Source organism: Pantoea brenneri (assembly GCF_038594305.1).
In the GTDB taxonomy this organism is placed as follows: domain Bacteria; phylum Pseudomonadota; class Gammaproteobacteria; order Enterobacterales; family Enterobacteriaceae; genus Pantoea; species Pantoea brenneri.
In genome coordinates, this window is record NZ_JBCGBG010000007.1 from 181,721 (window position 1) to 199,330 (window position 17,610).

The window sequence follows — 17,610 nt, forward strand, 5'->3', positions numbered from 1 at the left end:
ACTTTTTTCGCGCAAAGAGTTTTTTAACATTGATAAAAACAATGATGGATAAACCTGGAGGCTAAAATGCCTGGCAATACACACAAGAGCAGAACATCAAATAAGGCGATGACCTTATTTGTCTGCTTTCTGGCGGCCCTTGCGGGTCTGCTGTTCGGTCTGGATATCGGCGTGATTGCCGGTGCACTGCCGTTTATCGCAAAAGACTTTAACGTTACCGCCCATCAGCAGGAGTGGATCGTCAGTTCCATGATGTTTGGTGCCGCGGTGGGTGCTATCGGCAGCGGCTGGATGTCCTCCCGCCTGGGCCGTAAAAAAAGCCTGATGGCCGGTGCGATTCTGTTCGTGATTGGTTCACTCTGGTCGGCAATGTCACCTAACCCGGAAATGCTGATCAGCGCCCGCGTCCTGCTGGGTCTGGCTGTCGGTATCGCGTCTTACACCGCCCCGCTTTACCTTTCTGAAATTGCACCAGAAAAAATTCGCGGCAGTATGATTTCGCTTTATCAGCTGATGATCACTATCGGTATCCTGGGCGCTTACCTGTCCGATACCGCATTCAGCTTTACCGGCAACTGGCGCTGGATGCTGGGCATCATCACCATTCCTGCTCTGCTGCTGCTGGTTGGCGTCTTCTTCCTGCCAAACAGCCCACGCTGGCTGGCGGCGAAAGGCAATTTCCGCGATGCACAACGGGTGCTGGATCGTCTGCGTGACACCAGCGAACAGGCGAAGCGTGAACTGGACGAGATTCGTGAAAGCCTGAAGATTAAGCAGTCTGGCTGGGGTCTGTTTACCAGCAGCAGCCACTTCCGTCGTGCGGTCTACCTCGGCATTCTGTTGCAGGTCATGCAGCAGTTTACCGGCATGAACGTCATCATGTATTACGCACCGAAAATCTTCGAAATCGCCGGCTTTACCAATACCACTGAGCAGATGTGGGGCACGGTAATTGTTGGTCTGATCAACGTACTGGCAACCTTTATCGCTATCGGTCTGGTCGATCGCTGGGGTCGTAAACCAACCCTGATCCTCGGCTTTATGGTGATGGCAGCCGGTATGGGCGTGCTGGGTACCATGTTGCATTTCGGCATCCATTCACCGGGCGCGCAGTACTTCGCCGTGGGTATGCTGCTGATGTTTATCATTGGTTTTGCGATGTCAGCCGGTCCGTTGATTTGGGTGCTGTGTTCCGAAATTCAGCCGCTGAAAGGCCGCGACTTCGGTATCACCGTTTCCACCACCACCAACTGGATCGCTAACATGATTGTCGGTGCGACCTTCCTGACAATGCTGAACACGCTGGGCAACGCCAATACCTTCTGGGTCTACGCGCTGCTGAACCTGTTCTTCATTCTGCTGACGGTGATGCTGATTCCTGAGACCAAAAACGTCTCGCTGGAGCACATCGAACGTAACCTGATGGCCGGTAAAAAACTGCGCGACATCGGTTCACAGAATTAATCATCAAGCGTAAAAAAAACGGCGGGGTTTCTCTGGAAACCCCGCCGTTTTTATTTTATCCCTCGCCTCACGCTAGATCCGCGATGGTGCTACCGGTAGCCGTAAACAGCAGAGCGCCAGCGCCATAATGAAAATGGTGGCGGTCTGGTTATAGGGCAGCACCGAATCGGTCAGTCCGGCGACAAACAGCGCCAGCAGCGGCAGCGCCACCCCACGCAGATCGCAGCGCTTTAATCCCCCCGCCAGTGCCACCAGGTACAGCAACGCCAGCGACGCGGTCCCGAGCCATCCCTGCAAGGTGGTAACTTCCAGGAACTCGTTGTGCATGTTGTATTTAACGTTGGTGTAGCCTTCAAGGTTATTCGGGTAATGCGCGGTAATAAACTGACGCGCCTGAGTAGTCCGCTCATCCGGGGTCGCAAAACCGGAATGATGCTGAATAAAGTTAACTGCCCCGCCCCAGATCGCGACCCGCGCGCCCAGCGACGTTGAACTATTGGAACCGTAGTTCTCAATATCCTGCACCCCTTCCACCCAGCGATTGCTGGTCATCAGCACCAGAACAGCCAGCAAACCCACCACCAGCACGCTGATGCGCCAGTTTTTCAGCATCGACAGACGATAGGTCTGTAACAGGAACAGCAGGCCAACCGCCACCAGGGCGATAATGGTGACCCGGGTGCCGCACAGATAGAGCAACGCAAAGGTGACGAGTAAGGCGGCCACGTCAGCAATCTTCCAGTAAGCCTGGGTCTCAAAGCGGCTCAGCCAGAGCCAGGCACAGTAGATAAACAGAATCATGTAGGAGGACATTGACGCCGCTTCGGTGGTGAGCTTAATCCGCACGTTGGCGGTATAGAGATGCTCATGAATGCCGAAGCCCAGGGAGATCAGCAATCCCAGCAGGATCAAAACTTTCCCTGCCCGCAGCGTATTGAGCGACACCTGCTGGCCGTAAATCGCCAGGCTCAACAGGACAAATGCGCCAAGCAGCAGGCGTTTAGCACCCAGCAGATAGTTGCTGATGTTGGTGATACTGTCGCCCGAAGGGGCTGTCTCAATCGCTTTGACCTGAATCGCCCAGACCAGACGAATCAGTGAAAAGATAATCAGCACGATAAACAGGGCGATAAAAAAGCGGTTTGGCTGAAAAGCGATTTTCCGGCGCACCAGGCCATAGGCTATCGACGCCACGGACAGGTAAGAGACAATGTAGAAGATTTTTTGTGGCAGGCCGGTGACGAACATATTCAGCGCCAGCGCCAGGCAGAGCGCGATGACAGAAAAATTCACCGCTAAGGACAATCCATTGAGTTCGGTCTTATTCGTCATGCTTAACCTCTGAGAGGCGGTTAAGCACGTCCTTCAGATGCTTCATATAATTCTCCTCATAAAAACCGGTAATGCTCTGTTTAATAAGCTGGTGATCGGGAAAGTGAACCTCCCCGCTCAGGGCACTGAGAATGGCAGCCAGCGCTACGCTGTCATTTTTTTGGTACAGTTGACCGTTGATGCCTGGCTTAATGATTTCCGCCGGTCCACTGACGCAGTCAGAGGAGACGCAGTAAACGCCGCGTGACATCGCTTCCAGCAGGATCAGCGGGAAGCCTTCAAAGTTGGAGGTCATCACCAGGCAGGTGACCTGTTTAATCTCGCGGATCACGTAATCCCAGGCATTCTCCTGCCAGCCATGCCAGGTGATGCGATCCTGAATTCCCCGCTGCGCCACATACGCCTGGCAACGCGCCAGATCCTCTCCGTCGCCGACAATCTCCAGCGTCCACGGCACCTCAAGCAGGCTGAGCGCATCAAACAGATCTTTAAGCTGCTTCTGACGCTCGAAATGGACCCGGCCGATATATAAAAATTTCAGTTCCGCCGGCCTGCCGATCACGCTGTCGTTGCGTTTTACCGGGTTATAAATCACGTCAATATCCGCCGCGCTGGCACCCAGCTCGACCAGCTGCTGCCGGATCTGCTGACTGATGGCAAAATGGTGATCGGCGCGCAACAGATAGTGAGGACGATAACGCTCACGCGGCGGCAGGTGCATCCAGCTCGACAGCACGATTTTGCGGCCGGAGAGGGTAATCGCCCGGCGCGTCATCAGGCAGGGAATGGTGTTTAAGGTAATGACGTGATCGGGCTGGTAGCGACGAAAAAAAGCCGCCATTCGCAGCGTATGAATGAAGTTCTTTATTTTTTTATTACGCAGGGTGCAGACGCTTTCCTGTAACACCGCATTAGCGGTCCAGGCGCGTGAATGACTTTCTTCGCCGCTGTTGATGATAAACAGCCCGGCCTCGCATTCCGCATCGGCATTCAGCGCCGTGATCAGCTGACCGGTCACGTTCTCCATCCCACCGCGTCCCGCCATCAAATCAGTGACCAGCACAATCCGTTGTTTCTTTAGGTTATTATTATCTTTCATCGCTTTATCCGTGCCCTGTGCCTTTCACCTGACCTCCATCCACCCTGCGGCGAATTTTAACCATAGGATATTCTAAAAAAGAGCATAACAATATTTAAACCAAAATTATCACCTGACAGCCGATGCGGGCGGTAGCGCCGGTTTCAGCCCGGCCGTCGCGGTGCGCACAGGCCTGACGAAGCAGCATCCGTCTACCGGCCGCCGGCGCATAAACGGCATCGGTAAGCGGCGATCTGTTCTGCCCGGTTGAGTTCCCGCGTGACGCCGATTATTCTGAGCGCCATGAAAACACCTCGTCTCCCCATAGCTCTGCAACAGGCCGTGATGCGCGCGCTGCGTCAGGCGCTGGAGCGCGCCAATCTGGCACTGAAAACGAACTATCCTGAACCGACGTTGCTCTATCAGCAGCGCGGCACCGCTGCGGGCACCGCCTGGCTGGAGCCGTGGGAAATCCGCCTTAATCCGATCCTGCTGCTGGAAAACCAGCAGGCGTTCATTGAGGAGGTGATTCCGCACGAACTGGCGCATCTGCTGGTGTGGAAGAAATTCGGTCGCGTGGCGCCGCATGGCAAAGAGTGGAAGTGGATGATGGAGCAGGTGCTGGGCGTACCGGCGCGACGTACCCATCAGTTCGAGGTGCAGTCCGTCCGTAGCCGCACCTTTGCTTATCGCTGCCAGTGCCAGCAGCATCAGCTCACGGTACGCCGTCACAATCGGATACTGCGCGGCGAGAGCGAATATCGCTGCGTTCACTGCGGCAGCCTGCTGAAAGCCGGTGAGTTTGTGCCCGCCTGAGCCGATTTCCCATTCCGCGTTATTCCGCATTCTGTTACCCTGCCGCCCTTTTTAGAGCACTGAGTAGAAATCTGGAATATGTCTCGCATAATTAGTCTGGCCGTTGCGCTGTTATGGGTTCCTTTTGCGGCTGACGCCCTGAACCTGAATAATTACCATCAAAACAATTTCCAGCAGGCCAAAGCCTTTGCCGCTGAAATCAACGCCGATGCGCCGGGATCCTTTTACTGCGGCTGTAAAATTAACTGGCAGGGAAAAAAAGGCGTGCCGGACCTGAACAGCTGTGGCTATCAGGCGCGTAAAAACGCCAATCGTGCGGCGCGCATTGAGTGGGAACACGTTATGCCGGCGTGGGAATTTGGTCATCAGCGTCAATGCTGGCAAAACGGCGGCCGTAAAAATTGCAGTAAAGATCCGGACTATCGTCGCATCGAAACCGATCTGCACAACCTGCAACCGGCTATCGGCGAAGTGAATGGCGACCGCGGTAACTTCGCCTACAGTCAATGGAATGGCAGTGAAAAGCAGTATGGTCAGTGTGAGATGAAGGTGGATTTTAAACTTAAGCAGGCAGAGCCACCGGCGCGCGCACGCGGCGCCATTGCCCGCACCTACTTCTATATGCGTGACCAGTATCATCTGCGAATTTCGCGCCAGCAAACCCAGCTGTTTACCGCCTGGGATAAGCTCTATCCGGTGACGAAATGGGAGTGTGAACGTGACCAGCGTATCGCGCGGGTACAGGGCAATCACAATCCTTATGTGCAGCAGGCTTGCCAGCGCTAAAAAGCCTGCCCTAAACTAGCTCTTTTCCCGATGACGCCGTGTCATTCCACACGGCGCTTAGTTCCAGGAACCTTATGCGCATACCTCGCATCTATCACGCCGGGCCGTTGAGCGTTGGCAGTGACATTACGCTGGATGAAGATGCATCCAATCATGTCGGCCGGGTGCTTCGCATGTCGCCGGGACAGCATCTGGAACTCTTTGATGGCACTAATCTGACTTTTGCAGCAGAGATCACGCATGTTGATAAAAAGCGTGTAAAAGTATCGGTCACAGAGAGCCAGCCGGACGATCGCGAGTCGCCGTTGCACCTGCATTTGGGTCAGGTGATGTCGCGCGGTGAAAAAATGGAGTTCACTATCCAGAAATCAATTGAGCTGGGAGTGAACGTCATTACGCCGCTATTTTCCGAGCGCTGTGGCGTGAAGCTGGACGCTGAACGCCTGGCTAAAAAGATTCAGCAGTGGCAGAAGATTGCTATTGCCGCCTGCGAGCAGTGCGGCCGTAATCGCGTGCCGGAAATCCGTCCGGCGATGACGCTGGAAGCCTGGTGCGCTGAAGCGGAGAGCGGATTGAAGCTTAATCTGCATCCGCGCGCCAGCCACAGTATCAATACGCTGCCGCAGCCGGTTGAACGGGTGCGGTTGCTGATTGGTCCTGAAGGCGGGCTTTCCGCTGACGAAATCGCCATGACGGCGCAGTACGAATTTACTGACATCCTGCTTGGCCCACGGGTTTTGCGTACCGAAACCACCGCGCTGACCGCCATTACGGCACTTCAGGTGAGGTTTGGCGACCTGGGTTAAGCGATACTGCCAGCGGGCAGTCACAGACGCCAGTTCTCTGACGTGCTGACTGAACGGCCCACTGCTGACCGAACGAGACGAGACGGTAACCGCCGCCTCCCTGAGGAGATAATAATGATTAAACTTGGCATCGTGATGGACCCCATTTCGTCCATCAATATTAAAAAAGACACCAGCTTCGCCATGTTGCTGGAAGCACAGCGCCGTGGTTATGAAATTCACTACATGGAGATGCGCGATCTCTCCCTGCGCGGTGGTGTGGCGTTTGCCCGCACCCGTCTGTTAAGCGTTGAGCAGAATCCGGATAGCTGGTATCAGTTTGGCAGCGAGCAGGAGATCCCCCTCGCCGACCTGAACGTAGTACTGATGCGTAAAGATCCGCCATTCGATACCGAATTCATCTACGCGACCTACATTCTGGAGCGCGCAGAAGAGCTGGGCACGCTGATCGTGAACAAACCGCAGAGCCTGCGCGACTGTAACGAAAAGCTTTATACCGCCTGGTTTGCAGAGTTCACGCCGGACACGCTGGTGACCCGCAGCAAAGAGAAACTGCGTGCCTTCTGGCAGGAGCATGGCGACATCATCATGAAGCCGCTGGACGGCATGGGTGGCGCCTCTATTTTCCGCGTGAAGAAAGACGATCCGAACTTTGGCGTCATCACCGAAACCCTGACCGAGCATGAAAGCCTGTTTTGCATGGCGCAGAACTATATTCCGGCGATCAAAGAAGGCGACAAACGCGTGCTGGTGGTGGATGGCGAACCGGTGCCTTACTGCCTGGCCCGTATTCCGCAGGGCGGTGAAACCCGGGGTAACCTGGCAGCAGGTGGCCGCGGTGAAGCCCGTCCGCTGAGTGAGAGTGACTGGGAAATCGCCCGTCGCGTCGGCCCGACCCTGAAAGCAAAAGGGCTGATTTTTGTCGGACTGGACATCATCGGTGATAAACTGACAGAAGTTAACGTGACCAGCCCGACCTGCGTGCGTGAAATTGAGGCAGCCTTCCCCATCTCCATCACCGGCATGTTGATGGATGCCATTGAGAAGCGCCTGGGCTGAGCATGACGCCGGGGCCATGCTCCGAGATCAACCCAATACCGGTGCGGCCGTCGCGTGCCGGTTATTTTTTTGGTACATCGTGTGAGAATGAATTTACAGCATCACTTTTTGATTGCCATGCCTTCACTGCAGGACCCTTTCTTCAAACGTTCCGTGGTCTATCTCTGCGAACATAACGAAGAAGGCGCAATGGGTCTGATCATCAACAAACCGATGGAAAATCTGACGGTTGAAGGCATTCTGAAGAAGCTCAAAATCTCTGCCGAGGATCGCGATCCAACGATCAAACTGGATAAGCCGGTATTTACCGGTGGCCCGCTGGCGGAAGATCGCGGCTTTATACTGCATTCGGCTCAACGCACGTTTACCTCCAGCATCCGTATTTCAGACAATACGGTGATCACTACCTCCCGCGACGTACTGGAGTCGATTGGCACCACCTCTCAGCCGAGCAACGTGCTGGTGGCGCTGGGTTACTGCGCCTGGGAAAAAGATCAGCTGGAGAATGAGCTGATGGAAAATGCCTGGCTGACCACGCCGGCCAACAGCAACATTCTGTTCCAGACGCCAATTTCAGAGCGCTGGCGCGAAGCGGCGCGCAGTATTGGCGTCGATATTCACAACATGGCCAGCGACGCCGGACACGCCTGATGTCAACACAAACTCTGTTAGGTTTCGACTTCGGCACCAAAAGTATTGGTGTCGCGGTAGGTCAGCAACTGACCGGTACCGCTCGTCCGCTGACGGCCCTCAAAGCGCAGGACGGCGTGCCGGACTGGCTGCAAATCGAAAAGCTGCTGAAAGAGTGGCAACCCGATTTTGTGGTAGTGGGTTTACCGCTGAATATGGATGGCACCGAGCAGCCGCTGACTGCCAGGGCACGCAAATTCGCTAACCGGTTGCACGGCCGCTTCGGTATCCAGGTCGAGCTGCAGGATGAGCGTCTCAGCACGGTCGAAGCGCGGGCCGGACTGTTCGAACGCGGCGGCTATCGCGCGTTAAACAAAGGTTCGGTCGACTCACAATCTGCCGCCATCATTCTGCAGGACTGGTTCGAGAACCATTACTGAAGCCACCCTTCTGCCTGGCGGGCCAGCCGGCTCTGCTCAAAGGTCTGCATACCGGCCTGTGCGCCGGTCTGCAACAGCGCCGGGATCTGGTGCATCTTGCCTTCACGGATCAGGTTAGCGATGGCGGGCGTCGCCACCAGCACCTCAAACAGGCCGATGCGTTTCTCATCGGTCGACGGCACCAGCCGCTGGGCAATCACCGCTTTCAGGCTGCCCGCCAGCTGGCTGCGCACCAGCGGTTTCTCTTCTGCCGGAAACACATCAACCAGCCGATCGACCGCCTGTGCCGCGCCGCGGGTGTGCAGCGTAGCCAGCACCAGATGGCCGGTTTCTGCCGCGGTTAGCGCCTGACGGATGGTTTCGCTGTCGCGCAGTTCGCCCAGCAGAATCACATCCGGATCTTCCCGCAGCGCTGCTTTGACCCCGAGGCTGAAAGAGCTGCAGTGCAGCCCTATTTCGCGCTGCTGAATCAGTGACTGCTGGCTGTGATGGATAAACTCAATCGGATCTTCCAGCGTAATAATATGGCGCGCCTGCTGGCGGTTCAGCGCATCCACCAGCGCCGCCAGCGTGGTTGATTTGCCGCTGCCGGTCGCGCCGGTGATCAGGATCAACCCATCGCGCTGCTCCAGCAACGCCGGCACTATCGGCGGCAGCCGCAGGCTTTCCAGCGTCGGGCACTGCGCGGCAATGATGCGTAGCGCCAGTGACAGGCCGTTACGCTGCATAAACAGGCTGGCACGAATTCGCTGCCCGTTTGACAGCGTCAGGGCAAAATCGAGCTGCCGGTCGCGCTCCAGCTGCTGGCGCTGCGGGTCATCGAGCCGGTGGTCAATAAACTGCGCCATCCACGCGGCCGACAGTCTGGCCTGCTGCGGCATCGTCTCCAGCTTTCCCTGACGTCGCCAGTAGGGCAAATGTCCGCTGCAAAGGTGCAGATCGGCGGCATTATGCTTTACACTAAGCTCCACCATTTCATCCAGATTCATAATTTCTCCTGACTATGACCTCAATCCAGCACAACCTACAGCAAGTGCGGCAGCGAATCGCCGCCGCCGCCGCGCGTTGCGGCCGCGCACCAGAAGAAATTACGCTGCTTGCAGTCAGTAAAACCAAACCTGCGAGCGCAGTCGAAGAAGCTGCCGCTGCCGGTCAGATCGCCTTTGGCGAAAATTACGTTCAGGAAGGGGTTGAAAAGGTTCAGGCACTGACCGCACATCCTCAGCTGGAGTGGCACTTCATCGGCCCGCTGCAGTCGAACAAGAGTCGTCTGGTCGCGGAAAACTTTGCCTGGTGTCACACCATTGACCGTCAGCGCATTGCACAGCGGCTCAACGATCAGCGTCCGGTGACGCTGCCGCCGCTTAATGTGTTAATTCAGGTAAATATCAGTGACGAGAACAGCAAATCTGGCATCATGCTGGATGCCGTTTCCGGGCTGGCACAGCAAATCGCTGCGCTGCCGCAGTTGCGCCTGCGCGGACTAATGGCGATACCGGCAGCGGAAAGTGACTATGACCGGCAACTGGCGGTGTGCCAGCAGATGGCTGAGGCCTTCCGGCAGTTGCAGCAGGACTATCCGGCTATCGACACGCTCTCGCTGGGAATGAGCGATGACATGGAGGCGGCAATCGCCGCAGGCAGTACGATGGTGCGCATCGGCACCGCCATTTTTGGCGCACGCGATTATGCGCGCAATTCACAACAATAATAGAGGAACTTCATGTTAACAATGACGTTTTTAGTAAAAACGCTGATCGATCTCTACGTCATGGTGCTGCTGTTACGCATCTGGATGCAGTGGTCCCGCTGCGATTTTTATAACCCGCTGGCACAGTTCGTGGTGAAAGTGACACAGCCGATCGTCAAGCCGCTGCGTCGCGTGCTGCCGGCGCTGGGTCCGATCGATACCGCCTCGCTGCTGCTGGCGTTTGTCCTGACGACGCTGAAATATCCGATTCTGTTGCTGATTCAGGTCGGGGTGTTCTCGGTCGATCCGACCAACCTGCTGGTCGGCTTGTTGTCGCTGGTTAAATCCGCCGGCTATCTGGTGTTCTGGGTCATCATTATCCGTTCACTGATGAGCTGGATCAGTCAGGGTCGCGGCCCGATTGATTATGTGCTGATCCAGCTGACCGAACCGCTGATGGCACCGATTCGCCGCGTGCTGCCGGCGATGGGCGGCATCGATTTCTCCGCCATGATCGTCATCCTGGTACTGTATGCCCTGAATTTCCTCGGCATGGACCTGTTCCCGGGTCTCTGGTATCTGCTGTAAATGAACCAAACTGGAACTGTTATGCAAAAAGTTGTGCTCGCAACCGGCAATCCCGGCAAAGTGCGTGAACTGGCGGATCTGCTCTCCGCCTTCGGCCTGGATATCGTCGCCCAGACCGAGCTCGGGGTGGAATCGGCTGAAGAAACCGGCCTGACTTTTATTGAGAATGCCCTTCTCAAAGCACGTCACGCGGCGCAGATCACCGGTTTACCGGCGATCGCTGATGATTCCGGCCTGGCGGTGGATGCGCTGGGCAGCGCGCCGGGAATCTACTCTGCGCGTTACGCCGGTGAAGAGGCCAGCGATCAGCAGAACCTGGAGAAGCTGCTGCAGGCGCTGGAAAACGTGCCAGACGGCCAGCGTCAGGCGCAGTTCCACTGCGTGCTGGTCTATCTGCGTCACGCCGACGATCCGACGCCGCTGGTGTTCCACGGCAGCTGGCAGGGTGAGATCACCCGTGCGGCGGCCGGCGCAGGTGGCTTTGGTTATGACCCGATTTTCTACGTTCCGGCACTGGGTAAAACCGCAGCCGAACTGAGCAAAGCGGAAAAAGGTGAAGTTTCTCACCGGGGTAAAGCATTGACGCTGTTGCTGGAAGCGATGCGTAATGCCTAATCTGCCGCCGTTAAGTCTGTATATCCACATTCCGTGGTGCGTACAGAAATGTCCCTACTGTGATTTTAACTCCCACGCACTGAAAGATGAGGTGCCGCACGTTGAGTATGTGCAGCACCTGCTGCGCGATCTGGAGCAGGATTTACCGCTGATCGCTGACCGTGAAGTACGCACCATTTTCATCGGCGGCGGGACGCCCAGCCTGCTGAGCGGCAGTGCGATGCAGCTGCTGATGGATGGCGTACGTTCGCGTCTGGCGCTGGCACCAGACGCGGAAGTCACCATGGAGGCCAATCCCGGCACCGTTGAAGCCGATCGCTTCAGCGCCTATCAGCGGGCCGGCATCAACCGGATCTCAATTGGCGTGCAGAGTTTCAGTCCGCAAAAACTGCAGCGGCTGGGGCGTATTCACGGTCCGGACGAGGCGAAGCGTGCCGCTAAGCTGGCGCAGGGATTAGCCTTACGCAGCTTTAACCTCGACCTGATGCACGGCCTGCCCGATCAGTCGCTGGACGAAGCGCTCGACGATCTGCGTCAGGCGATCGCGCTTAATCCGCCGCATCTCTCCTGGTATCAGCTGACCATCGAACCCAACACCCTGTTTGGTTCACGGCCGCCGGTACTGCCGGATGATGATGCGCTGTGGGATATTTATGAGCAGGGTCACCAACTGCTGAGCGCCGCCGGTTATCAGCAGTATGAAACCTCCGCCTACGCCAAACCGGGTTACCGCTGTGAACATAACCTCAACTACTGGCGCTTCGGGGACTATCTCGGCATTGGTTGCGGTGCGCACGGCAAGCTGACTCAGCCCGACGGCCGCATCGTCCGCACGGTGAAGACCCGTCATCCGCGTGGCTTTATGCAGGGCAATTATCGCGAGAAACAGTACGACGTCGCCGATATCGACAAGCCGTTCGAATACTTCATGAACCGCTTCCGGCTGCTGGAAGCCGCGCCGCGCAGTGAATTTGTCAGTTATACCGGTTTAGCGGAACAGGTGATTCGTCCGCAGATGGATGCGGCAATTGCGGCAGGTTATGTGGTGGAAACCGCTGATCAGTGGCAGATCAGTGAGAAAGGGAAATTGTTCCTGAATTCGCTGTTAGAGCTGTTTTTGCCAGAAGAGTAACAACTGTGCCTCAGTCCGCGGGCTGAGGCACAGGTTTATTTATTCAGACCGGCAACCAAACCTTTACGCTGATCTTCTAACGAAATGACGCGATTACAGACTTCGTGACCGAAGTTCTGGAAATCCTGCTCCTGCTTGCTCCATTCCGCCTGAATAGACTGCTGTAAACCACCCAGATTACCCATGATGGCCTGCAACGGATTACTGCCGCCGCTGGCCTGCTGACTGCCCATCTCGTTCAGACTGTCCTGCATCACGCCACCGAGCGTTGACTGCACCAGCTGTTCGCCATCGGCACGCACTTTGTCGATCGCCTGATGATGGAAGGCCAGGCCATCCGGCCGGTGTTCGATGATGCGGTTCATCTGCTGTTTCAGCTGGCCGTTCAGGGTGGTCAGGCGATTACGCACATTACTGTTCTCGCCCAGCTTCTCAACAATCACCCGATCCAGCGCTGCACGCCCTTTTTCCAGCCGCGAAGTCGCCCCGCTGTCAATCCACGGCAGATCGCGCCGCAATGCGCTCTGGTAGTCGATCGCTTTCTGACGATCGGCGGTATCCAGTGACACTTTCTGGCCGTTGAACTGCACGTCGCCCTGTGGGCTGATTTGCAGATTGCCGTTGGTCCCGACCACCTGCACGCTTTGCGGCGTGATCACCACATCATCCTGTGGCTTAACGCTGCATTCATAGGCAGCCTGGGCTTGAGTCGCTGCCACCAGCAGCACAGCAAGAAGCGCTTTACGCATCATTGAATCTCCCTCACCTTCTGTCTGAACCGGATCCTGAAGGGCCGGGCGGCCTCGCCGTGATAGATCATCTCTTCATCCCGCGTCAGCCTGCCCGGCGTCGTGTTACTTAGTCCCACCAGACATCAAACAGTTCAGTCACCTGCACGTCCTGCAGCTTGCGCTCTTCCAGCCATTTACGCACCAGTTCGCGATGCTCATCGGTGCATTTGCCGGTTTTCTGCAGGCAGATCAGACCTTCCCACACCAGATAACCGCTGCCATCAAAGGCCAGACCGTTAGGATCGATCGCTTCATCAATGAACTGATTCAGCGTCTCATCGATCTCGCTTTCGCTGGTACCTTCCGGGAAACGCCAGGCGACGGAGAAACCCAGTTCCTGAAACTCATCAATGTGCAGTTTTTTACGTAAACGGCGGCTGCGTTGTGTGGCCATTATTTCACCCTCTCAAACATTAAATCCCATACGCCATGGCCTAAACGCTGCCCGCGCTGCTCAAACTTGGTCAGTGGACGCGTCTCGGGACGCGGCACGTAATTCTGCTGTTCTGACTGATTGCGGAAACCATCAATGCTGTTCATCACTTCAAGCATATGTTCCGCGTAGGCTTCCCAGTCGGTTGCCATGTGGAATACGCCGCCCAGCTTCAGCTTACGCATCACCAGCTCGGCAAACGGGACCTGCACGATACGGCGTTTGTTGTGACGGGCTTTATGCCACGGATCCGGGAAGAACAGCTGGACCATACGCAGCGAGTTGTCCGGGATCATTTTCTCCAGCACTTCCACCGCGTCGTGACACATCACACGCAGGTTGTCGACGCCCGCTTCTTTCGCCGAAGCCAGACAGGCACCGACGCCCGGCAGGTGTACTTCAATGCCGAGGAAATTCTGCTGTGGCGTATTTTGCGCCATGGTGACCAGCGAGGCGCCCATGCCAAAGCCGATTTCCAGCGTGACCGGCGCGTCACGGCCAAACAGCTGGGGCAGATCGATCGGCTCCGGCTGATATTCCACCCCCATCTCCGGCCAGTATGTGTCAACGGCCTGCTGCTGCCCTTTGGTTAAGCGGCCCTGCCGGCGTACAAAACTGCGGATCCGGCGCAATGGCCGCCCGTTCTCATCAAATTCTGGGGTGATGACGTCATTAATCATGTCGAAGCCTGCTGGTTAGCCTGTTCTGGGAAACGGGCATTATGCAAAGTTCATAAGCAGAAGCAAGCCTTTGCAATCTTCCGGTTTACACCCAGGTGCGCATGTGCTGGAATTCCTGCCTGAGTGTAGAGTAAACACGGAAAATTTCCTTCTTATGATGCAAGCGCCGCAGTTCGCGCAACAAGTGCTGGACTGGTATCAGCGCTTTGGCCGCAAAACCCTGCCCTGGCAGCTGGAAAAGACGCCTTATAAGGTGTGGCTGTCCGAAGTGATGTTACAGCAAACCCAGGTTGCCACGGTTATTCCCTATTTCGAACGCTTTATGGCGCGCTTCCCCACGGTTGGCGATCTGGCGGCTGCACCGCTGGATGAAGTGCTGCATTTATGGACCGGCCTCGGCTATTACGCCAGGGCGCGTAATCTGCATAAGGCGGCAAAGCAGATTGTTGAGGTCCATCAGGGCGAGTTCCCGCGTAATTTCGATGACGTCGCCGCCCTGCCCGGCGTGGGTCGATCTACTGCTGGCGCGATCCTGTCGTTATCGCTGGGTCAGCACTTCCCGATTCTCGACGGCAACGTGAAACGCGTGCTGGCGCGGTGTTACGCCGTCGGCGGCTGGCCGGGTAAAAAAGAGGTAGAGAAACGCTTATGGCAGATCAGCGAAACCGTCACCCCCGCCGAGGGCGTCAGCCAGTTTAATCAGGCGATGATGGATTTGGGGGCGATCGTCTGTACCCGCTCGAAACCGAAATGCGATATCTGTCCGCTGAACAGCGGCTGCGAAGCCTATGCTCATAACAGCTGGGCCAGCTATCCCGGTAAAAAACCGAAGCAGGTGTTACCGGAGCGCAGCGGCTGGTTTTTGATGATGCAGCATGGTGAGCAGGTCTGGCTGGAACAGCGTCCGCCGGTCGGATTGTGGGGCGGCCTGTTCTGCTTTCCGCAGTTTACCAGTGAAGAGGCGCTGACTGACTGGCTGGCAGCACGCGGTATCCACGCCAGACCGCAGCAGCTCACCGCCTTTCGTCATACCTTCAGCCATTTCCATCTGGACATTGTGCCTATGTGGCTGGCGTGGCCTTCTGTCGGGGCGGCGATGGATGAAGCGGGCGGTCTCTGGTATAACTTAGCGCTGCCACCATCTGTGGGATTAGCCGCGCCCGTTGAGCGCCTGTTACACGAATTGCGCCATCCCCAACAACTGGCTTTAGACAGTTGTGAGATCAATGAGGAAGAATAATGAGCCGCACTATTTTTTGTACTTTTTTACAACGCGACGCGGAAGGGCAGGATTTCCAGCTCTATCCTGGCGACCTGGGCAAGCGTATTTATAACGAGATTTCGAAAGAAGCCTGGCAGAAGTGGATGGCGAAACAGACCATGCTGATCAATGAGAAAAAGCTCAACATGATGAATCCGGAAGATCGCAAGGTGCTGGAAAAGGAGATGATCAATTTCCTGTTTGAAGGCAAAGAAGTTCATATCGAAGGCTATACACCGCCAGAAGCGTAAACAGTTTGGGCCTCAGCGTTGAGGCTCTTTATCCAGGTCAGGCATGCATTCCCAATGAATAAAAAATTGATCGCCCTGCTGGTGATGGCACCACTTTTGGTTTCCTGCTCCGGACAAAAAAAACAGCAGTTTCATGAAGATTGGGTAAAAGACACCAACGGTTTCGATATTCTGATGGGTCAGTTTGCCCACAACATTGAGAATATCTGGGGTATTAATGAGGTCCTGATCGCCGGACCGAAAGACTACGTCAAATATAGCGACAACTATTACACCCGCAGCCACATCAACTTCGAAAGCGGTAAGCTGACGATTGAGACCATCGCGGGCACCGATCCGATGGCCAGCCTGCGCCAGGCGATTGTGACCACCCTTTTGATTGGCGAAGATCCGGGCAACGTCGATCTCTATTCCGACGCCAATGACATTGTGATCAGTAAAGAGCCGCTGCTTTACGGTCAGGTGCTCGACAATACCGGTCAGCCGATCCGCTGGCAGGGTCGTGCCGAAGCCTTTGCTGATTATCTGATCCAGAATAAATTGCAGCGCCGCACCTCGGGTCTGCATGTGATCTACTCGGTCTCAATTCCGATGGTGCCTAACCATCTGGATAAACGTGCGCACAAATATCTGCCGATGGTGCGCAAAGCGTCGGAACAGTATGGCGTCGACGCCTCGCTGATTCTGGCAATCATGCAGACCGAGTCGAGCTTTAACCCCTACGCCGTCAGCCACGCCGATGCGCTGGGTCTGATGCAGGTGGTGCAGCATACCGCTGGGGTCGATGTGTTCCGCATGAAAGGGAAATGGGGTAAACCGAGTCGCAGCTATCTGCTGGATCCGGAGAATAATATTGATGCCGGTACTGCCTATCTGTCGCTGCTGCAACGCAGTTATCTGGGCGGCATTCAGGACCCGGTATCACGCCGTTATGCGGTGATCACCGCCTACAATGGCGGCGCGGGCAGCGTGTTGCGGGTCTTCTCCAGTGATAAAGATCGCGCGTTTTCGATAATCAACAACATGTCACCGAACAAGGTTTACCAGACCCTGACCAGCCAGCATCCTTCGGCGGAGTCACGTCGCTATCTGTATAAGGTGAGCACTGCGCAGCGCAGTTATCGTGGGTTCTGATAGGCTCAGCGCTAAAGCGGGGAGTGTTCGCTGCGCGAACGCGCTATGAGAAGGTTTCGTTCGCTTAGCAGCGGGTATGCACTGAGCGGGTTCCGCCCGCCCCTTCACAATCCCGGCGTCCGGCTGCCTGCGCGCCCCGCTTCGCGGGGTTCCTTCGTCACGCCCTGCGGCCGACGGACCGGCCGGACGCGCCATCCGTGGCGCGATCCGTCCTTTCGCCGACCTCCTGTCGGCTCATCCTGGCCTCCGGTTGTTCCTCAGCGCTGCGGACGCCTCTGGTAAACCCCTCGTCTGTAATCTCTCTGACTTGTATATGGACTGGTTTTGGCTGGTGCCCAGGGGGTTAGTTAGACCTGCTGCGGTCTGACATTGAGTGAGGTTACGCCCGCCGGGCGGTGGGGAGTTTCAGATTGCCTGAGCAGGCGGTCGCGTCAAGGGGCGGCCGCCCGCCCCTTCACAATCCCGGCGTCCGGCTGCCTGCGCGCCACGCTGCGCGCGGTTCCTTCGTCACGCCCTGCGGCCGACGGACCGGCCGGACGCGCCATCCGTGGCGCGATCCGTCCTTTCGCCGACCTCCTGTCGGCTCATCCTGGCCTCCGGTTGTTCCTCAGCGCTGCGGACGCC

At 56.4% G+C, this 17,610-nt stretch carries 20 protein-coding genes; 14 read left to right on the forward strand and 6 right to left on the reverse strand.

Features of this window, described 5'->3' with window-relative positions:
- The first annotated feature begins 66 nt into the window (after positions 1–66).
- The gene (locus tag AABB92_RS20350; protein WP_072051015.1) at positions 67–1,464 is read left to right on the forward strand and encodes a sugar porter family MFS transporter; all 1,398 of its coding nucleotides are present in this window, start codon (positions 67–69) and stop codon (positions 1,462–1,464) included.
- A gap of 72 nt (positions 1,465–1,536) precedes the next feature.
- Here AABB92_RS20350 and AABB92_RS20355 read toward each other — a convergent pair whose 3' ends face one another.
- Positions 1,537–2,796: an O-antigen ligase family protein gene (locus AABB92_RS20355; protein ID WP_031375774.1), complete on the reverse strand. Its 1,260-nt coding sequence runs from the start codon at positions 2,794–2,796 to the stop codon at positions 1,537–1,539.
- The gene (locus AABB92_RS20360) at positions 2,786–3,895 is read right to left on the reverse strand and encodes a glycosyltransferase (protein ID WP_031375775.1); all 1,110 of its coding nucleotides are present in this window, start codon (positions 3,893–3,895) and stop codon (positions 2,786–2,788) included. The genes AABB92_RS20355 and AABB92_RS20360 overlap by 11 nt, the downstream gene beginning before the upstream one ends.
- A 282-nt stretch (positions 3,896–4,177) precedes the next feature.
- Here AABB92_RS20360 and AABB92_RS20365 point away from each other — a divergent pair, with 282 nt between their 5' ends.
- From AABB92_RS20365 to ruvX, 6 genes are all read left to right on the forward strand, one after another.
- A complete protein-coding gene (locus AABB92_RS20365) occupies positions 4,178–4,690 on the forward strand; it encodes a SprT family zinc-dependent metalloprotease (RefSeq protein WP_082097610.1) in 513 nt (170 codons plus the stop codon).
- Positions 4,691–4,768: 78 nt separating this feature from the next.
- Entirely contained in the window at positions 4,769–5,476 is a 708-nt protein-coding gene (gene endA, locus AABB92_RS20370; RefSeq protein ID WP_046289233.1) for a deoxyribonuclease I, read from the forward strand.
- A 74-nt stretch (positions 5,477–5,550) separates the two neighbouring features.
- The gene (rsmE, locus tag AABB92_RS20375) at positions 5,551–6,282 is read left to right on the forward strand and encodes a 16S rRNA (uracil(1498)-N(3))-methyltransferase (RefSeq protein ID WP_031375777.1); all 732 of its coding nucleotides are present in this window, start codon (positions 5,551–5,553) and stop codon (positions 6,280–6,282) included.
- Positions 6,283–6,396: 114 nt separating this feature from the next.
- A complete protein-coding gene (gshB, locus tag AABB92_RS20380; protein ID WP_031375778.1) occupies positions 6,397–7,341 on the forward strand; it encodes a glutathione synthase in 945 nt (314 codons plus the stop codon).
- Between the two features lie 87 nt (positions 7,342–7,428).
- On the forward strand, positions 7,429–7,992 hold the full coding sequence (locus tag AABB92_RS20385) for a YqgE/AlgH family protein (RefSeq protein ID WP_031375779.1): 564 nt from the start codon (positions 7,429–7,431) through the stop codon (positions 7,990–7,992).
- A complete protein-coding gene (gene ruvX / locus AABB92_RS20390) occupies positions 7,992–8,411 on the forward strand; it encodes a Holliday junction resolvase RuvX (RefSeq protein WP_031375780.1) in 420 nt (139 codons plus the stop codon). Before AABB92_RS20385 ends, ruvX begins: the two co-directional genes overlap by 1 nt.
- Here ruvX and AABB92_RS20395 read toward each other — a convergent pair.
- Positions 8,405–9,400, reverse strand: a complete 996-nt coding sequence (locus AABB92_RS20395; protein WP_031375781.1) for a type IV pilus twitching motility protein PilT — start codon at positions 9,398–9,400, stop codon at positions 8,405–8,407. The two genes, ruvX and AABB92_RS20395, sit on opposite strands and share 7 nt — an antisense overlap.
- Before the next feature lie 14 nt (positions 9,401–9,414).
- On the opposite strand from AABB92_RS20395, the gene AABB92_RS20400 reads away from it, so the two are divergent.
- From AABB92_RS20400 to hemW, 4 genes are read left to right on the forward strand one after another with little or no spacing between them, the layout of a single operon-like run.
- Positions 9,415–10,122, forward strand: a complete 708-nt coding sequence (locus AABB92_RS20400) for a YggS family pyridoxal phosphate-dependent enzyme (protein WP_031375782.1) — start codon at positions 9,415–9,417, stop codon at positions 10,120–10,122.
- Positions 10,123–10,134: 12 nt separating this feature from the next.
- A complete protein-coding gene (locus AABB92_RS20405; RefSeq protein WP_031375783.1) occupies positions 10,135–10,689 on the forward strand; it encodes a YggT family protein in 555 nt (184 codons plus the stop codon).
- A 21-nt stretch (positions 10,690–10,710) separates the two neighbouring features.
- Positions 10,711–11,304: an XTP/dITP diphosphatase gene (locus AABB92_RS20410; RefSeq protein ID WP_031375784.1), complete on the forward strand. Its 594-nt coding sequence runs from the start codon at positions 10,711–10,713 to the stop codon at positions 11,302–11,304.
- Positions 11,297–12,436, forward strand: coding sequence for a radical SAM family heme chaperone HemW (hemW, locus tag AABB92_RS20415; protein WP_031375785.1), 1,140 nt, complete (start codon positions 11,297–11,299; stop codon positions 12,434–12,436). The genes AABB92_RS20410 and hemW overlap by 8 nt, the downstream gene beginning before the upstream one ends.
- Before the next feature lie 35 nt (positions 12,437–12,471).
- On the opposite strand, the gene AABB92_RS20420 is transcribed toward hemW, so the two are convergent.
- The 3 genes from AABB92_RS20420 to trmB form a co-directional block, all read right to left on the reverse strand.
- Positions 12,472–13,188, reverse strand: a complete 717-nt coding sequence (locus AABB92_RS20420; RefSeq protein WP_046289234.1) for a YggN family protein — start codon at positions 13,186–13,188, stop codon at positions 12,472–12,474.
- Between the two features lie 106 nt (positions 13,189–13,294).
- Entirely contained in the window at positions 13,295–13,621 is a 327-nt protein-coding gene (locus AABB92_RS20425) for a YggL family protein (protein ID WP_031375786.1), read from the reverse strand.
- Complete coding sequence (gene trmB / locus AABB92_RS20430) at positions 13,621–14,340, reverse strand: tRNA (guanosine(46)-N7)-methyltransferase TrmB (protein WP_031375787.1); 720 nt, start codon at positions 14,338–14,340, stop codon at positions 13,621–13,623. The genes AABB92_RS20425 and trmB overlap by 1 nt, the downstream gene beginning before the upstream one ends.
- Positions 14,341–14,494: 154 nt before the next feature.
- On the opposite strand from trmB, the gene mutY reads away from it, so the two are divergent.
- The 3 genes from mutY to mltC are packed head-to-tail and all read left to right on the forward strand — an operon-like array spanning position 14,495 to position 16,986.
- Positions 14,495–15,580: an A/G-specific adenine glycosylase gene (mutY, locus tag AABB92_RS20435; protein WP_069728843.1), complete on the forward strand. Its 1,086-nt coding sequence runs from the start codon at positions 14,495–14,497 to the stop codon at positions 15,578–15,580.
- Complete coding sequence (locus tag AABB92_RS20440) at positions 15,580–15,852, forward strand: oxidative damage protection protein (protein ID WP_031375788.1); 273 nt, start codon at positions 15,580–15,582, stop codon at positions 15,850–15,852. The genes mutY and AABB92_RS20440 overlap by 1 nt, the downstream gene beginning before the upstream one ends.
- 54 nt (positions 15,853–15,906) lie before the next feature.
- Positions 15,907–16,986, forward strand: a complete 1,080-nt coding sequence (gene mltC / locus AABB92_RS20445) for a membrane-bound lytic murein transglycosylase MltC (protein WP_031375789.1) — start codon at positions 15,907–15,909, stop codon at positions 16,984–16,986.
- The last annotated feature ends 624 nt before the right edge of the window (positions 16,987–17,610 follow it).

Coding starts and splice junctions, on each gene's coding strand:
- AABB92_RS20350 (WP_072051015.1), top strand. CDS start 67: ATGCCTGGCAATACACACAAGAGCAGAACATCAAATAAGGCGATGACC.
- AABB92_RS20355 (WP_031375774.1), bottom strand. CDS start 2,796: ATGACGAATAAGACCGAACTCAATGGATTGTCCTTAGCGGTGAATTTT.
- AABB92_RS20360 (WP_031375775.1), bottom strand. CDS start 3,895: ATGAAAGATAATAATAACCTAAAGAAACAACGGATTGTGCTGGTCACT.
- AABB92_RS20365 (WP_082097610.1), top strand. CDS start 4,178: ATGAAAACACCTCGTCTCCCCATAGCTCTGCAACAGGCCGTGATGCGC.
- endA (WP_046289233.1), top strand. CDS start 4,769: ATGTCTCGCATAATTAGTCTGGCCGTTGCGCTGTTATGGGTTCCTTTT.
- rsmE (WP_031375777.1), top strand. CDS start 5,551: ATGCGCATACCTCGCATCTATCACGCCGGGCCGTTGAGCGTTGGCAGT.
- gshB (WP_031375778.1), top strand. CDS start 6,397: ATGATTAAACTTGGCATCGTGATGGACCCCATTTCGTCCATCAATATT.
- AABB92_RS20385 (WP_031375779.1), top strand. CDS start 7,429: ATGAATTTACAGCATCACTTTTTGATTGCCATGCCTTCACTGCAGGAC.
- ruvX (WP_031375780.1), top strand. CDS start 7,992: ATGTCAACACAAACTCTGTTAGGTTTCGACTTCGGCACCAAAAGTATT.
- AABB92_RS20395 (WP_031375781.1), bottom strand. CDS start 9,400: ATGAATCTGGATGAAATGGTGGAGCTTAGTGTAAAGCATAATGCCGCC.
- AABB92_RS20400 (WP_031375782.1), top strand. CDS start 9,415: ATGACCTCAATCCAGCACAACCTACAGCAAGTGCGGCAGCGAATCGCC.
- AABB92_RS20405 (WP_031375783.1), top strand. CDS start 10,135: ATGTTAACAATGACGTTTTTAGTAAAAACGCTGATCGATCTCTACGTC.
- AABB92_RS20410 (WP_031375784.1), top strand. CDS start 10,711: ATGCAAAAAGTTGTGCTCGCAACCGGCAATCCCGGCAAAGTGCGTGAA.
- hemW (WP_031375785.1), top strand. CDS start 11,297: ATGCCTAATCTGCCGCCGTTAAGTCTGTATATCCACATTCCGTGGTGC.
- AABB92_RS20420 (WP_046289234.1), bottom strand. CDS start 13,188: ATGATGCGTAAAGCGCTTCTTGCTGTGCTGCTGGTGGCAGCGACTCAA.
- AABB92_RS20425 (WP_031375786.1), bottom strand. CDS start 13,621: ATGGCCACACAACGCAGCCGCCGTTTACGTAAAAAACTGCACATTGAT.
- trmB (WP_031375787.1), bottom strand. CDS start 14,340: ATGATTAATGACGTCATCACCCCAGAATTTGATGAGAACGGGCGGCCA.
- mutY (WP_069728843.1), top strand. CDS start 14,495: ATGATGCAAGCGCCGCAGTTCGCGCAACAAGTGCTGGACTGGTATCAG.
- AABB92_RS20440 (WP_031375788.1), top strand. CDS start 15,580: ATGAGCCGCACTATTTTTTGTACTTTTTTACAACGCGACGCGGAAGGG.
- mltC (WP_031375789.1), top strand. CDS start 15,907: ATGAATAAAAAATTGATCGCCCTGCTGGTGATGGCACCACTTTTGGTT.